The sequence below is a fragment of the Dyella sp. Tek66A03 genome (assembly GCF_052567735.1).
This window is the reverse complement of record NZ_CP199584.1, coordinates 3,379,680-3,394,326: the sequence shown is the minus strand read 5'-3', so window position 1 is coordinate 3,394,326 and position 14,647 is coordinate 3,379,680. Positions and strand designations below refer to the sequence as shown.

The window sequence follows — 14,647 nt, the reverse complement described above, 5'->3', positions numbered from 1 at the left end:
ACCGAATGACTGAGCAAACCCTTCCCAAGCCGAAGAAATCCGTCGCCCTGTCCGGCGTAACCGCTGGCAACACGGCGCTTTGCACGGTGGGCCGCAGCGGTAACGATCTGCACTATCGCGGTTATGACATCCACGACTTGGCGGCCAAGGGTTGCTTCGAGGAAGTCGCGTACCTGCTGGTGTACGGCGCGCTGCCGAACTGGGCGGAACTGAATGCCTACCGCGCCAAGCTCAAGCGTCTGCGCGGCCTGCCGGCGCCCGTAAAGAGCGCGCTGGAGCTGCTGCCGGCCGCCACCCATCCGATGGACGTGATGCGTACGGGTTGCTCGGTGCTCGGCACCGTGCTGCCGGAGAAGGACGACCATAACCTCACCGGCGCGCGTGATATTGCCGACCGCCTGATGGCGAGCTTCGGTTCGATGCTGCTGTACTGGTTCCATTACAGCCACAACGGCAAGCGCATCGAGACAGAAACCGAAGACGAGTCGATCGCCGCGCACTTCCTGCATTTGTTGCATGGCAAGAGACCCAGCGAACTGCATGCGCATTCGCTGGACAAGTCGCTGGTGCTGTACGCCGAGCACGAGTTCAATGCGTCCACCTTCACCGCACGAGTCATCGCCGGCACCGGTTCGGACATGTATTCGGCCCTCACCGGTGCCATTGGCGCGCTGCGTGGCCCGAAGCACGGTGGCGCCAACGAAGTGGCGATGGAGATCATCGCGCGTTACCGCAACGCGGCAGAAGCGGAAGCCGACATCCGCGCCCGCGTGGAGCGCAAGGAAATCATCATCGGTTTCGGCCACCCGGTTTACACCGTGTCCGATCCGCGTAACGAGATCATCAAGGAAGTTTCACGCAAGCTTTGCACCGAGGGAGGCAATCCGACGCTGTTCGATGTGTCCGAGAAGATCGAGAAGCTGATGTGGGAACAAAAGAAAATGTTCCCCAATCTCGATTGGTTCTCGGCCAGCGCGTATCACATGATGGGCGTGCCGACCGCCATGTTCACGCCGCTGTTCGTCATTGCGCGTACGTCCGGCTGGAGCGCCCATGTGATCGAGCAACGTGAGGATGGCAAGATCATCCGCCCCAGCGCGAACTACATCGGGCCGGAAGACCAGGTCTACGTGCCGATCGAAAAGCGCTGATTTCACGCCGATTCGATGTCGAAGAAAAGGGAGCTCTTGGCTCCCTTTTTTTTTCGGTCTTTCGTTTAGGTTCAGGACCCTGTACGACATTGCTATCATTTTGTGTGCACTGGTGTAACGCGCTTGATACACCCGATCTCATGCAACGAAAGTTGTTCGCAATGTGTCGCAATGCATTGTTTTGCCGATCGCTACGGTCGAGCGATTCGAGCCATATTCGCGATTCGCGGATTTACGGTGTAACGGGCATGAATCAGTTGCTGTTCGTTACAGCCTGACCAAACCCAGATTCGATCGCCAAGAGTCCTTCCAAGCCACTGATTTCTAGGACATCACGGAGGTGAACACGGTCATCGGCCCGGTGGCACGCATGTTGCGATGATGTTGTGCTGGGTCGACAACTCCAGCAACACAGGGGGTCACCGCATCGTTCCAGGAGTAATGACTATGCGTAAGACTCTAATAGCAACCGCGATAGTGCTGGGACTGGGTTTGGCCCTCCCCGCATTTGCAGGTAACAACACCAACACCAACAGTGGTTCCGGCGACATCCACAACACCAACAACGATACGTCGATCCTTGCCACGGTCACGGACTCGTTCAATACCAGTTCCGTCGCTGCCAACACCACGTTGGACGGCGCCGTGACCAATCTATCGGTATCGGGCATCGGCAATAACGCACAGAATTGGGGCAATGCCAACGGTGGTAGGGGTGGCAGCGGCGGCGATGGCCGTGGCGGCAGCGGCGACGGTGGAAGGGGCGGCTCCGGCGGTGATGGCGGTGACGCGCATTCACACAGCGGCAGGGCCGGTGGCTCGGGTGCCTCGTCGGGTGATGCTGGTGGCCTAAGTGCCGCGGCCGGCGGTGACGGGTCGGGCGGTAGTTCGGGTAACGCCAACAGCCACAATCACAACCATGGCTCCGGCTCCGCAACCGGCGGTAACGACACCTCGGGCGCCGGTGGCGCAGGGCCGGGTGGCGCAGGTAGTGCGGGTGCGGGGACCGGTACCAGTGGCGTTGCCACGGCCACGGGCGGCACCAGTGGTGCGTCCATGGCTGCGGGTGGTGCAGGTGCGGCCGGCGGTGCTGGTGGTAGCGGCACGGGCGGCTCAGGCTCGGGTGGCTCGGGTGGCTCGGGTGCCGCGGGCGGCACGATCGACACCACTGCAGGCACCTTCAACATGTCCAACACCATGAGCGGCTCAGCAGCTGCAGCGGCGGGTATCTCGCTCCTGGCGCAGAACAGCGGTGCGGCAGCCTTGATCCAGCAAGGTGTAACTGTTCAGGCAAATCTGACCGTTCACTGAGTGACGAGGGTCTTGCACGGCGGGGCGCTTGCGTTCCGCCGTGCACGACCGCAGAAGCACACGTAAACAATCGTTCGGGAGGATGTCGACATGAGTCGGGATCCATGCATCGGTGTAATACACCCGCAGGGAGAGATTGCCGTGCGATCCTTAAATCGGATGCTTAGCTTGTCGGCGTTCGGCCTACTGTCTGTGTCTGCAGCTGTCTGTGCGGAAGACGCGAATATACCGCCCGCCTACATCGCCGATGGTCCCAGCTCATCGATTGGCGTTTATGTTGCTGCGGCTCGCGTCGAGGGAGCAGCGGCCGCCAACGATCTTGGCCAGGGCGTAGACAACTCGACGCTTGCTGGCATGAGCGGCGGTACTGAATTGGTCCTGCAGAATACCAATCTCACGGGCACAGTCAGCAACGACAGTGCCAGCCATGTCTATTCTGGCGACAACATCATCAACGGAAATGCCTTCGCCGGTGAGGCTGGCGTTCCCGTGGTGATACAGAACTCGGGCAGCAATGTGTTGATCCAGAACGCTACCGTCCTCAACGTGCAATTCAAACCATGAACAAGCGGGCGGCGCTACTGACTTTGATCGTGGCGCTGCCATTGGGAAGCCAGGCATCCACGCCGGTTGGCGTGATCGGCGGACAGGGCAATACCTACACGGTGCATCTAACGAGCCTTAAGGAGGCTCGTTACAAGAGCACCATCCACCAGAAGTACGATTTCAGCTGCGGCTCGGCCGCGGTGGCCACCTTGCTTACCTACCAATACGGGTATCCAGTGAACGAGCAGGCCGCGTTCGAGCAGATGTATACGAATGGCAACCAGGCCAAGATCAACAAGGAAGGATTTTCCCTGCTGGACATCAAGCGCTTCCTTGGTGCCAATGGTTTTGAGGCCGATGGCTTCAAGGTGCCACTCGACCGGCTCGAGAAGGAAAATCTTCCGGCTATCGTGCTGATCGACGAAAAGGGTTATCACCACTTCGTGGTGATCAAGGGCATGCGCAATGATCGCGTGCTCGTCGGCGATCCCGCGCGCGGTACGCGCATCATACCGGTCGATCAATTCATGACGCTGTGGAAGAACGGACTGCTCTTCGTGATCCACAATCGGCGCAATCTGGCTGTTTTCAACAGCCAAAACGACTGGAAAGTGGCTCCTTTGGCGCCGTTGAGCACCGGCATCGATCGCAGCGGTCTCTTCAACCTTGTGATGCCCAAACGCGGGCCGGACGACCTCTGAGGGCATGGCGATGAAACCGATCACCCGTGTCATTTGCGTGAGCACGGTTTTGCTGGCCGGCAGCCCCTGGATTCACGGTGCGCTGGCGCAAGACACCGTGCCGTTGTCGACGACACCTCCAGCATCCTCGCAGGCGCTTTCCCAAGTCGCAGCTGCGCCCGTCAGCGATTCCGCCAGCAACAACGATGTGGCTGGCTGGACTCCCGTCAGTGCTGAAACACTGGACGACATGCGAGGTGGCTTCGACATGGGCAACGGACTGGTGGCGTCGTTCGGCATCGATCGCGCCGTGTACGTCAACGGCAATCTTGTCACGTCGACCAGCTTCAACATCCCCGATATCGCCCATATCACCACGACGCAGGCTGCTGCGATGAATTCCGCGCTCAACTCGGTTTCACTGACCCAGATAGGTCCGAACAATACGTTCGACCCTTCGGCGTTGGGGCAAACCTCAGCCGCGACTGTCATCCAGAACACACTGAACAAACAGAACATCCAGAGCATCACCACACTCAACGCTGCGGTCAATTCTCTGAACGTATTCCGACAGGCGAATTTTCAGAACGCGTTGCAACAGACCCAGCTGCAATCTTTGGGGCATTGATCGCCATGGGATGCGCCATATCGGAGGCCTTTGCTTCGCATCCGGACGCCGCGGCCATTGGCTGCGGCGCGCTCGCACTCCTTCGACCTTAGTCACAGAATCATAAGGAAGCATGATGCGATACGCAGCGTGGCGATACCTATGGTCGGCCGGGTGCGCAGGCTTGGTGGCACTCGGAGCTCCAGTCGCGGCGCAACAGAGCGCGGGGCCGCAGCAGGTCCCGACAACGCAACCGCCCGCGACAACACAACAGGTCCCGGCGACTCTACCCGATGGAGCAGCAGCGGCATCATCGCCCCCTCCATCAGCGGGCGGTTTAAGTGCGGACGATGTTCGCAAGAGAGTGGCGGAGCAGGGCGAGCGCATCGACGCGATGCGCAGCCAGATCACCGCGCAGATCGACCAGCTCGATGCGATGAAGCGCGCTCTGGCGGCGCAGGAAGCCGACTACCAGGCGTTGCGGCACGCGGTGGGCATGGATGAGCTGGACAAGCAGCGTGCGGGCAGCATTTCGGCGGGCGGACCCGGTGCGTCGGCGCTACCGATGCCGGCTGGCCAGGCATTGGCGTCCAATGCACCGTCGGCCGATCAGCAGTCATCCGGTAGGTCAGGTCAACAACCCGTCGGTGAGGCACCCAAGGCTGATACGCGTCCGCCCGAGGTCGCGCCTATCTTCCAACAACCTGGCGTGCTCACGCCAAAGGGCAAGTTCGTTATCGAGCCGGCCTACCAATTCGAGTACTCCTCCGCTAATCGCGTCGCACTGGTCGGTTACACGGTGATTCCCGCCATTCTTATTGGCCTTATCGACGCGCGCCAGGTCAAGACCACCACCCAGACGGGCGCGTTGGCTGTGCGCTACGGCATCACCAATCGGCTGGAAGTCGAGGTGCGCGTGCCGTATGTCTACCAACATACCGACACGGTGAGTCGCGAAATCTTCACCGGCTCAGCGACCGATGTGGCCTTTGGATCCAGCGGCAATGGAATCGGCGATGTCGAAGCGACGGCACGCTACCAGATCAACGTGGGCGGTCCGGACAAGGCGTTCTATGTGGGCTGGCTGCGCTTCAAATCCCGCACCGGCAAGGACCCGTTCGAAGTCACCACCGACTGCATACAGCGCTGCGTGGAAAGTGTGATCAATGGGCTGGACCAGACGAACCTCCAGGCAACAGGCACCGGCCTGCCATTGCAGCAGCCGACCGGCTCGGGTTTCTATGCGCTGCAGCCGGGCGTGACCTGGCTGTATCCGTCCGATCCCGTGGTGTTCTTCGGCAACCTGAGCTACCTGCACAACTTCCCGCGCAACAACGTCAGTCGAACCGTCTTGCTGCAGGGCAAGGAGTTTCTGGGCAATATTTCGGAGGGTGACATAGCCGATGTCAGTATCGGCATGGGCCTGTCGCTCAACGAGAAGGCTTCGCTTAGTATCGGTTATGACCAGAGCTTTGTCGGCGTAACCAAGCAGAACAACAAGACCGTGCCTGGCTCGGTAAAAACCGTGCTCGGCACGCTGTTGATCGGCGGCTCATGGCGCATGACCGACAAACGCACACTCAACTTCACTCTGGGTGTGGGCGTGACGCGCGATACGCCGGATGCGACGGTCACCGTGCGCGTGCCAATGATGTACTAGGACGTACTCACCGCTCCGACGAGCGGTGAAACGTGGTGGGGCTGTCCCCTTGGACTGGTGAAGCTCTCCAGTGTCGCCTGTCGGGTGACTTCGCCTCAAGCTTGGTTGAGGCGTGCCTGTTTGCGTTGCGCCAGCCAGCCGCCCAGGCAGACAGCGGTGACCAGCAGCGCGCTGAGCGCCCATCCGGCCCAGGCATGCTCTTCGAACCACGGGGACACCCAGTGGTCTTCGGTGATCATGCGCGCGGACGTCCATGCAATGGCTGCGGCGCCGATGTAAATAATGACCGGGAAGCGCTCGATCAGGCGCAAAATCAGCGACGAGCCCCACACCACCAGCGGCACGCTGATGGCCAGGCCGATGGCGACCAGCACCATTTGCCCATCTGCGGCGCCGGCAATGGCAAGGACGTTGTCGAGGCCCATGAGCGCGTCAGCAATGATGATGGTGCGCATGGCCGTCCAGAAGCTGTGGGCGGGACCGACCGAGTGCGCGGGTTTCGCCTCCGGTTGCAGCAGCTTCCACGCAATCGGCATCAACAGCAGACCACCCGCCAGCATCAGGCCGGGCAGCTCCAACAGGTAGACGACCACACCGGTGAGCGCCAGTCGCACCGCGACCGCGCCGACGGTGCCCCAAAGAACCGCCTTTTTTTGAACCTGCCGTGGCAGGTTGCGCGCGGCCAGTGCGATGACAATGGCGTTATCGCCGGCCAGCACAAGATCAAGCAGAATGATGGCGAGCAGGCCAGAGAGAAAATCGGTGCTGAAGAAGTCCATCGTGGGGTCCCTGCGCGTGGACATTGCAGAAACGACGGACACGCGCGGCCCGTCATGCCTGCAAAAGTCTCGTTCGCGGCAGAGCCGCCGCAGTGACCGGAGCGGGGTTCCGCTCGTGATGACGACCACTGCATAGATACAGAAAAATCCGTATCCGGAACTACTCCCTTTTGGGATCAGTATCTAAGCATTGTCGATGTCGCCAGCGTTGCCAGTCAAGTCACGCCGCCGTGGCGGAAGCGAGCAGTGTTCACCCCGCAGGCACCCGCACCCAGCCTTCCATCAGCACGCGCGCGCTGCGGCTCATGGCCGCCTTGGTGACGGTCCACGTACCGTCAACCAGCACCGCCTCTGCGCCCACCCGCAACGTTCCTGACGGATGGCCAAAACGTACCGCCTGGCGCTCACCACCGCCTGCCGCGATATTCACCAGCGTGCCTGGAATGGCCGCTGCGGTGCCGATGGCCACCGCCGCCGTTCCCATCATGGCGTGATGCAGCTTGCCCATCGACATCGCGCGCACGAGCAGGTCGATGTCGCCCGCCGCCACGGCCTTGCCACTCGACGCGACGTAATCGGCCGGCCTGGCGACGAAGGCCACCTTGGGCGTGTGCTGGCGCGTGGCGATCTCGTCGAGCGAGCCAATCAGGCCCATGCGCAGCGCGCCGTGCGCGCGAATGGTCTCGAACATCGCCAGCGCCTTGGCGTCGCTGTTGATGGCGTCCTGCAGCTCGGTGCCGGTGTAGCCGATCGCGGAGGCCTCGACGAAGATGGTGGGAATGCCGGCGTTGATCATGGTCGCCTTGAGCGTGCCGATGCCGGGCACCTCCAGGTCATCGATGAGATGCCCGGTGGGGAACATTGCCGCACCGCTGCCATCTTCTTCCTCGGCGGCCGGATCCATGAATTCCAGCTGCACTTCGGCGGCGGGGAAGGTCACGCCGTCCAGCTCGAAGTCGCCGGTTTCCTGCACTGCGCCGTCGGTCATCGGTACATGGGCAATGATCGTCTTGCCGATATTGGCCTGCCAGATGCGCACGGTGGCGATGCCATCGCGCGGCACGCGCGCGGGATCGACCAGGCCACTTGCGATGGCGAACGGGCCGACTGCCGCCGACAGGTTGCCGCAGTTGCCACTCCAGTCGACGAAGGCCTTGTCGATGGCCACCTGGCCGAACAGGTAATCCACGTCATGATCCGGGCGGCTGCTGCCGGACACGATCACCGTCTTGCTGGTGCTGGAGGTGGCGCCGCCCATGCCGTCGATCTGCTTGCCGTAGGGATCGGGACTGCCAATCACGCGTTGCAGCAGCGCATCGCGCGCGGCCCCGGGCACTCGCGCCACTTCAGGCAGGTCCTCAAGGCGGAAGAACACGCCCTTGCTGGTGCCCCCGCGCAGGTAAGTGGCGGGAATCCGGATCTGGGGAAGCTGTGCCATGTATGTGTTGTCCTGTGGTGACTGGACTTCGCTCGCTTCGCACGCGAGCGAAGTCACCCAGCGCAGGACCATGTCGCGTGGCATGGTCCTGCGGATCAGCGCGCGGTCAGGCCGCCTGCGTAGCTTCGAGGAAATCCTGCGCGAAGCGCTGCAGCACGCCGCCAGCTTCGTAGATCGAGACTTCCTCGGCGGTATCCAGTCGGCAGGTCACCGGTACCTCGACGCGCTCGCCGTTCTTGCGATGGATGATTAGCGTGAGGTCCGCGCGTGGCGTGAGTGCGCCGACCACGTCGAAGGTCTCGGTGCCGTCGATGCCCAGCGTCTTGCGATCGGTGCTGGGCTTGAACTCCAGCGGCAGCACGCCCATGCCGAGCAGGTTGGTGCGGTGGATGCGCTCGAAGCCTTCCGCCGCGATCGCCTCCACGCCCGCCAGGCGCACGCCCTTCGCGGCCCAGTCGCGCGACGATCCCTGGCCGTAGTCGGCACCGGCGATGATGATCAGCGGCTGCTTGCGGTCCATGTAGGTCTCGATGGCTTCCCACATGCGCATGACCTTGCCTTCCGGCTCCACGCGGGCCAGCGAGCCCTTCTTTACTTCGCCATCGACCACGGCCATCTCGTTGACCAGGGTAGGGTTGGCGAAGGTGGCGCGCTGCGCGGTGAGGTGATCACCGCGATGGGTCGCGTAGGAATTGAAGTCCTCTTCCGGCAAGCCCATCTTGGCGAGGTACTCGCCCGCCGCGCTGTCGAGCATGATCGCGTTGGACGGCGACAGGTGGTCGGTGGTGATGTTGTCACCTAGCACCGCCAGCGGACGCATGCCCTTGAGCGTGCGCTCGCCCGCGAGGGCGCCCTCCCAGTACGGCGGACGGCGGATGTAAGTGCTCTGCGGACGCCAGTCGTACAACGGCGCAGCGCTCGTGCCGGCGTGGCCGCTGCGCGCGAACATCGGCTCGTATACTTTGCGGAACTGCTCGGGCTTCACGCTGGCGGACACGACGGCGTCGATTTCCTCGTCGCTGGGCCAGATGTTCTTGAGCATCACCGGTTCGCCGTTGGCGTCGACGCCAAGCACGTCCTTCTCGATGTCGAAGCGGATGGTGCCGGCGATGGCGTAAGCCACCACCAGTGGCGGCGAGGCCAGGAAGGCCTGCTTGGCATACGGGTGGATGCGGCCGTCGAAGTTGCGGTTGCCGGACAGTACGGCGGTGGCGTACAGGTCGCGATCGATGATCTCCTGCTGAATCGCCGGATCGAGCGCGCCGGACATGCCGTTGCAGGTGGTGCACGCGAACGCGACGATGCCGAAGCCGAGCTGCTCCAGTTCCGGCAGCAGGTTCGCCTCCTTCAGGTACAGCTCCACCGCCTTTGACCCGGGCGCGAGCGAGCTCTTCACCCACGGCTTGCGCGTGAGGCCGCGCGCATTGGCGTTGCGCGCCAGCAGCGCCGCTGCGATCACGTTGCGCGGGTTGCTGGTATTGGTGCAACTGGTGATCGCGGCGATGATCACCGCGCCATCGGGCATCTGGCCTGGCTGTTCTTGCCACTGACCGGCGATGCCGCGCGCAGCGAGATCGGACGTGGGCAGGCGCTTGTGCGGGTTGGACGGGCCCGCCATGTTGCGTACCACCGCGGACAGGTCGAACGTCAGCGTGCGCTCGTACTGCGCAGCGGCAAGCGCGTCGGCCCACAGGCCTGCGGCCTTGGCGTAGGTCTCCACCAGCTTGATCTGCTCGGCGCTGCGCCCGGTGAGGCGCAGGTAGTCGATGGTCTGGCCGTCGATGAAGAACATCGCCGCGGTGGCACCGTATTCGGGCGCCATGTTGGAGATGGTGGCGCGATCGCCCAGGGTGAGGCTGGACGCGCCTTCGCCGCGGAATTCCAGGTACGCGCCGACCACCTTCTGCTGGCGCAGGAACTCGGTGAGCTCAAGCACGATGTCGGTGGCGGTGATGCCGGGCTGTCGCTTGCCGGTGAGCTCCACGCCGATGATGTCGGGCAGGCGCATCCACGAGGCACGGCCGAGCATCACGTTCTCTGCTTCCAGGCCGCCCACGCCGATGGCGATGACGCCGAGCGCATCCACGTGCGGCGTATGGCTGTCGGTACCCACGCAGGTATCGGGATAGGCCACGCCCTTGCCGTTATCATCCTGCTGTATCTGGATCACCGGTGACATCTTCTCCAGGTTGATCTGGTGCATGATGCCGTTGCCCGGCGGGATCACGTCGACGTTCTCGAACGCCTTCTTGGTCCAGTCGATGAAGTGGAAGCGGTCCTCGTTGCGGCGATCCTCGATCGCGCGGTTCTTGGCGAACGCATTCGGGTCGAAGCCACCGCACTCCACCGCCAGTGAGTGATCGACAATCAACTGCACCGGCACCACCGGGTTCACCTTGGCCGGGTCGCCACCGCGCTCGGCGATCGCGTCGCGTAGGCCGGCAAGGTCGACCAAGGCCGTCTGGCCGAGGATGTCATGGCATACCACGCGCGCCGGGAACCAGGGGAAATCGCGCTCGCGCTTGCGCTCGATGAGCTGCTTGAGCGACTCGGTGAGGATCGCCGGATCGCAACGGCGCACCAGATTCTCGGCCAGCACGCGCGAGGTATAAGGCAGCGCGTCGTAGGCGCCCGGCTGGATCGCCTCCACGGCGGCGCGCGCGTCGAAATAGTCCAGCGACGTGCCGGGAAGGGATTGGCGGTAGACGGTATTCATAAATATCAAGAACCCTAGTGATAAACGCCTCAGCTGAGCGCAGGCCAGACACTCGGCGCGCGTCCGGGCGGGTGGAAGCGGCACCCCGCGCGCGTCGCCGTGACAAAGGCACGACCAAAAAATCGCACTATCAGCCTGTGATTGTAACGCACCCCCTCGGGCGCGACCCGGAGGAAGGGTGCGTTCGCGCCCCCCCGATCGGTGGGGGGAGATGCGCGAATCTGCGGCAGGAACACGGCGCCAAGCCCGAGGCGGGCAGTCGAACAGCGTAGTGCTGTAAGTGGCGTCGGAGCTAAGGCAAGGGGGCATGCTCATGTTAGGACGGGTGACGTAGCCGTCGCGTGTCGCGGGGGCGCAAAATAGCCCGAACGCTGTGGCGGTCGGCGCGCGTTCACCATCTGGCGGGCGCTAACTCGTTGCAAAACCGGTTGTTGGCGAAGGCGACCGAGTGTCGTGTTCCCGACAAGTGGGGTCATCGGTCCAGACCATCTGGGCAGCATCTTCCTCTTTCCGTAGCCGCGAGATCTCCCCATGAGTGGGCATGACATTCGTTCCGCCAAGCGTCCCGATCCTGACCAGCCGATGGTCGACATCGCCAATTACGTGATCGACTACAAGATCGCCTCGGCCGAGGCCTACGACACCGCGCGCTACATGCTGCTCGATTCGCTGGGTACCGCGATGCTCGCGATGAAGTTCCCCGAGTGCGTCAAGCACCTGGGTCCGCTCGTGCCGGGCGCGACCTTGCCGGGTGGTGCCCGCGTGCCCGGTACCAGTCACGAGCTGGATCCAGTACAGGCGGCCTTCGCCATCGGCACGCAGATCCGCTGGCTGGACTTCAACGACACCTGGCTGGCCGCCGAATGGGGCCATCCGTCGGACAACCTCGGCAGCATCCTGGCGGTGGCTGACTATCTCAGCCGCAAGCCCGAGCGCGAAGGCGGCAAGCCGCTGAGCGTGCGCGAGGTGCTGACGTATGCCATCAAGGCGCATGAGATCCAGGGTTGCTACGCGCTGAAGAACAGCTTCAACCGCGTTGGCCAGGACCACGTGATCCTGGTGCGCCTGGCCTCCACGGCGGTCGCCACGGCGATGCTGGGCGGCACCAGGGAGCAGATCGTCACCGCCGTGTCGCACAGCTGGATCGACAACGGCGCGCTGCGCACCTACCGCCACGCCCCCAATGCCGGCCCGCGCAAGAGCTGGGCTGCCGGTGATGCCTGCCGTCGTGCCGTGACCCATGCCATCAATGCCGTCTACCGTGGCGTGGTGGATTACCCGTCGGCCCTGAGTGCCAAGACCTGGGGTTATTACGACGTGGCCTTCAAGGGCAAGACGTTCGAGTTCGAGCGCCCGTTCGGCAGCTACGTGATGGAAAATGTGCTGTTCAAGATCAGCTACCCGGCGGAATTCCATGCGCAGACTGCCGTGGAGTGCGCCATGAGGCTGCACGGCGCCGTCGCCGGCAGGATCGAACAGATCGACAAAGTGGTGATCGAGACCCAGGAAGCCGGTGCCCGCATCATCGACAAGACCGGCCCGCTGGCCAACTATGCCGATCGCGACCATTGCATCCAGTACATGGTGGCCGTGCCGCTCATCTTCGGCCGTCTCACCGCCGATGATTACAGCGACGGCGTAGCCGCCGACCCGCGCATCGATGCCCTGCGCGACAAAATGGTGGTCAGCGAGAATCCGCAGTTCACCCAGGACTACTTCGACCCGGACAAGCGCTATATCGGCAACTCGGTCCAGGTGTTCTTCAAGGGCGGCACCAGTACGGAAAAGGTCTCCATCGACTTCCCGATCGGCCACCGCAAGCGCCGTGCCGAGGGTATCCCGGTCCTGCTCAAGAAGTTCGAGGCGGCTTTGCGCGGCCACTTGCCAGCCCATCGGGTCAAGGCCATTCTTGAGGCCACGGCTGACCCAGCCACGCTGGATGCCATGCCCATTCAGGAATTCCTGGGCTTCTTCACGTTGTAAAGACGGCGTGAGCTGAAAATGAACGGGCGTTTGGGGTCGATTCGCAATTGTTTAATTTTTGCTAAACTACTCCGCGCCCGTTTCGGGTAATTTTGGCTTCATAGGTTCTAAAGTCATGTCCGGGGATTCGAGAGGAGTTGGTTTCCACGGCTGATGTAATTCCCGTCTGGGGTGAACGGACGCGCACACCAATAAACGAGGAGACACCTGATGAAACGTAAGGGCCTATACATTCTTATTGCCCTCGTCCTGGGCGGCGCCGGTGCCGCTCATGCACAGGACAACACTTCCAGCTCCACGCCGACCCCAACGACCCCAACGTCGAGCTATGACGGTCGCTGGTATATAGCCCCCACGGTCGGTGGCTACTACAACGACCACAAACGCAACACCAACAGCACTCAGTTCTACTATGGCCTGGGCGTTGGTCGGTTCTTCTCGCCCAACTTCTCGCTCGACTTCTTTGCGGATCGCACCAAGCGAACCATTGATTCGAGCTTGGGTGGCGGTCGTTGGTCCAACAACAACTACGGCGTGACCGCCCGCTACTATTTCCTGGATTGGAACGCTTGGCGCCCGTATTTGTTGGGTGGTGTCATGGGTAGCCAGCACATCACGCAGATCAGTAACGGTTGGTCGCCGGCAGCTGAAGTAGGCGTGGGTCTGTCCAAGACGATCACCGACAGCACCGACTTCCGCGTCGAAGGTGGCTACCGCTATGACTGGGACAACACGACCCTGCGGAACAGGAACGGTTATGGCGACTCGTTCCTCGGCGTCAGCATCGTGTCTCGCTTCGGCGAGCCGGCCGCTGCGCCCGTGGTTGCGGCGCCGCCGCCGCCGCCGGATTGCTCCAAGCAGTTCCGCAACGGCGTGAACCTGTGCGACAACAAGTGTCCGGATCTGCCGGAAGGCACGATCGTCGGTCCGGATGGTTGCCCGCAGAAGGTGGTGATCGATCTGCGCGGTGTGAACTTCAAGTTCGATCGTCCGAAGAAGAAAGAGACGAACATCGGGCCGTCGCTGGCTGAGCCGACCCAGGACTCGTTGGCGATCCTCGATCAGACGGTTGATACCCTGAAGCGTTACCCGCAGGTGCGCGTGCTGGTGGCTGGCCACACCGACAATGTCGGTACGGCCGAGTACAACCAGAGCCTGTCGGAGCGTCGTGCGAAGATCGTGTACGACTACCTGATCGCTCACGGCATCGACCAGAGCCGCCTCGATCCTCCGGTGGGTTATGGCTTGACCAAGCCGATCGACACCAACGACACGGCCGAAGGTCGCGCTCGCAATCGTCGTACGGAGCTGGACGTTCAGCAGTAATCGGACTGACGGTAAAGTTCGAGGGAGAGCCCGGCATCGCCGGGCTCTTTTTTTTGCCTGACTGCGCACGCTGTGCGCTATCGCTCAAGCGAAGGTCGCGCGCACGGCAATGGCTACACTTCGTCAGCTTCATACGCATCTCTTTGTAGGATTCGTGCGCTTCGTCCGTGGTTTTTTTCTGTAGCTGTTGCGCGCGTGCCGAGGCAAACCCTGCGCGATGGTCGACGTCGCGCATGTGGGCGAGCAACGACATCGTTGCCGATGGCCTACGCAACACGCGCAGATTTTCTTCGTCGATGATGCCCGCATGCCATGGCACATCAGGTTTTTCATCGACGTCGTGCGTATGACAAGTCGCATGTGGTGATCGCTATCGTGCGAATAGCAAGCGATAGGTAGCGACACTTTGTCGCAGTGATCAACATGATCGCGGCGCACGCAAATACGCTT

The 14,647-nt window shown here is 62.4% G+C and carries 11 protein-coding genes; 8 read left to right on the top strand and 3 right to left on the bottom strand.

Translation table 11 applies throughout. The annotated features are described in order from the left end of the window. Positions 1-5: 5 nt before the first annotated feature. The 6 genes from prpC (at position 6) to ACT01B_RS15020 (ending at position 5,955) form a co-directional block, all read left to right on the top strand. Entirely contained in the window at positions 6-1,151 is a 1,146-nt protein-coding gene (gene prpC, locus ACT01B_RS15045; protein WP_445144043.1) for a bifunctional 2-methylcitrate synthase/citrate synthase, read from the top strand. A 447-nt stretch (positions 1,152-1,598) separates the two neighbouring features. Then, positions 1,599-2,462, top strand: a complete 864-nt coding sequence (locus ACT01B_RS15040; RefSeq protein WP_445144042.1) for a hypothetical protein — start codon at positions 1,599-1,601, stop codon at positions 2,460-2,462. Between the two features lie 168 nt (positions 2,463-2,630). Next, positions 2,631-3,026 (top strand): hypothetical protein, encoded by a 396-nt coding sequence (locus tag ACT01B_RS15035; protein ID WP_445144041.1) that lies wholly within the window; start codon positions 2,631-2,633, stop codon positions 3,024-3,026. Beyond that, the gene (locus tag ACT01B_RS15030; RefSeq protein WP_445144040.1) at positions 3,023-3,709 is read left to right on the top strand and encodes a C39 family peptidase; all 687 of its coding nucleotides are present in this window, start codon (positions 3,023-3,025) and stop codon (positions 3,707-3,709) included. The genes ACT01B_RS15035 and ACT01B_RS15030 overlap by 4 nt, the downstream gene beginning before the upstream one ends. Before the next feature lie 49 nt (positions 3,710-3,758). After that, entirely contained in the window at positions 3,759-4,316 is a 558-nt protein-coding gene (locus ACT01B_RS15025) for a hypothetical protein (RefSeq protein ID WP_445144039.1), read from the top strand. A gap of 343 nt (positions 4,317-4,659) precedes the next feature. Beyond that, the gene (locus ACT01B_RS15020; protein WP_445144038.1) at positions 4,660-5,955 is read left to right on the top strand and encodes an acetate kinase; all 1,296 of its coding nucleotides are present in this window, start codon (positions 4,660-4,662) and stop codon (positions 5,953-5,955) included. A gap of 95 nt (positions 5,956-6,050) precedes the next feature. Here ACT01B_RS15020 and ACT01B_RS15015 read toward each other — a convergent pair whose 3' ends face one another. The 3 genes from ACT01B_RS15015 to acnD form a co-directional block, all read right to left on the bottom strand. Next, positions 6,051-6,734: a TerC family protein gene (locus ACT01B_RS15015; protein WP_445147498.1), complete on the bottom strand. Its 684-nt coding sequence runs from the start codon at positions 6,732-6,734 to the stop codon at positions 6,051-6,053. Between the two features lie 250 nt (positions 6,735-6,984). Continuing rightward, positions 6,985-8,172: a 2-methylaconitate cis-trans isomerase PrpF gene (gene prpF, locus ACT01B_RS15010; protein WP_445144037.1), complete on the bottom strand. Its 1,188-nt coding sequence runs from the start codon at positions 8,170-8,172 to the stop codon at positions 6,985-6,987. 106 nt (positions 8,173-8,278) lie between these two features. Next, positions 8,279-10,888, bottom strand: a complete 2,610-nt coding sequence (gene acnD, locus ACT01B_RS15005) for a Fe/S-dependent 2-methylisocitrate dehydratase AcnD (protein ID WP_445144036.1) — start codon at positions 10,886-10,888, stop codon at positions 8,279-8,281. 531 nt (positions 10,889-11,419) lie between these two features. Between acnD and ACT01B_RS15000 the strand changes: the two genes are divergently transcribed. Further along, positions 11,420-12,871: a bifunctional 2-methylcitrate dehydratase/aconitate hydratase gene (locus ACT01B_RS15000; RefSeq protein WP_445144035.1), complete on the top strand. Its 1,452-nt coding sequence runs from the start codon at positions 11,420-11,422 to the stop codon at positions 12,869-12,871. A gap of 210 nt (positions 12,872-13,081) precedes the next feature. Further along, positions 13,082-14,197, top strand: coding sequence for an OmpA family protein (locus ACT01B_RS14995; protein ID WP_445144034.1), 1,116 nt, complete (start codon positions 13,082-13,084; stop codon positions 14,195-14,197). Positions 14,198-14,647: the final 450 nt, after the last annotated feature.

What these genes read in the sequence shown, in the direction of transcription:
- prpC (WP_445144043.1), top strand. Translation starts at nt 6, where the DNA reads ATGACTGAGCAAACCCTTCCCAAGCCGAAGAAATCCGTCGCCCTGTCC.
- ACT01B_RS15040 (WP_445144042.1), top strand. Translation starts at nt 1,599, where the DNA reads ATGCGTAAGACTCTAATAGCAACCGCGATAGTGCTGGGACTGGGTTTG.
- ACT01B_RS15030 (WP_445144040.1), top strand. Translation starts at nt 3,023, where the DNA reads ATGAACAAGCGGGCGGCGCTACTGACTTTGATCGTGGCGCTGCCATTG.
- ACT01B_RS15015 (WP_445147498.1), bottom strand. Translation starts at nt 6,734, where the DNA reads ATGGACTTCTTCAGCACCGATTTTCTCTCTGGCCTGCTCGCCATCATT.
- prpF (WP_445144037.1), bottom strand. Translation starts at nt 8,172, where the DNA reads ATGGCACAGCTTCCCCAGATCCGGATTCCCGCCACTTACCTGCGCGGG.
- acnD (WP_445144036.1), bottom strand. Translation starts at nt 10,888, where the DNA reads ATGAATACCGTCTACCGCCAATCCCTTCCCGGCACGTCGCTGGACTAT.
- ACT01B_RS15000 (WP_445144035.1), top strand. Translation starts at nt 11,420, where the DNA reads ATGAGTGGGCATGACATTCGTTCCGCCAAGCGTCCCGATCCTGACCAG.
- ACT01B_RS14995 (WP_445144034.1), top strand. Translation starts at nt 13,082, where the DNA reads ATGAAACGTAAGGGCCTATACATTCTTATTGCCCTCGTCCTGGGCGGC.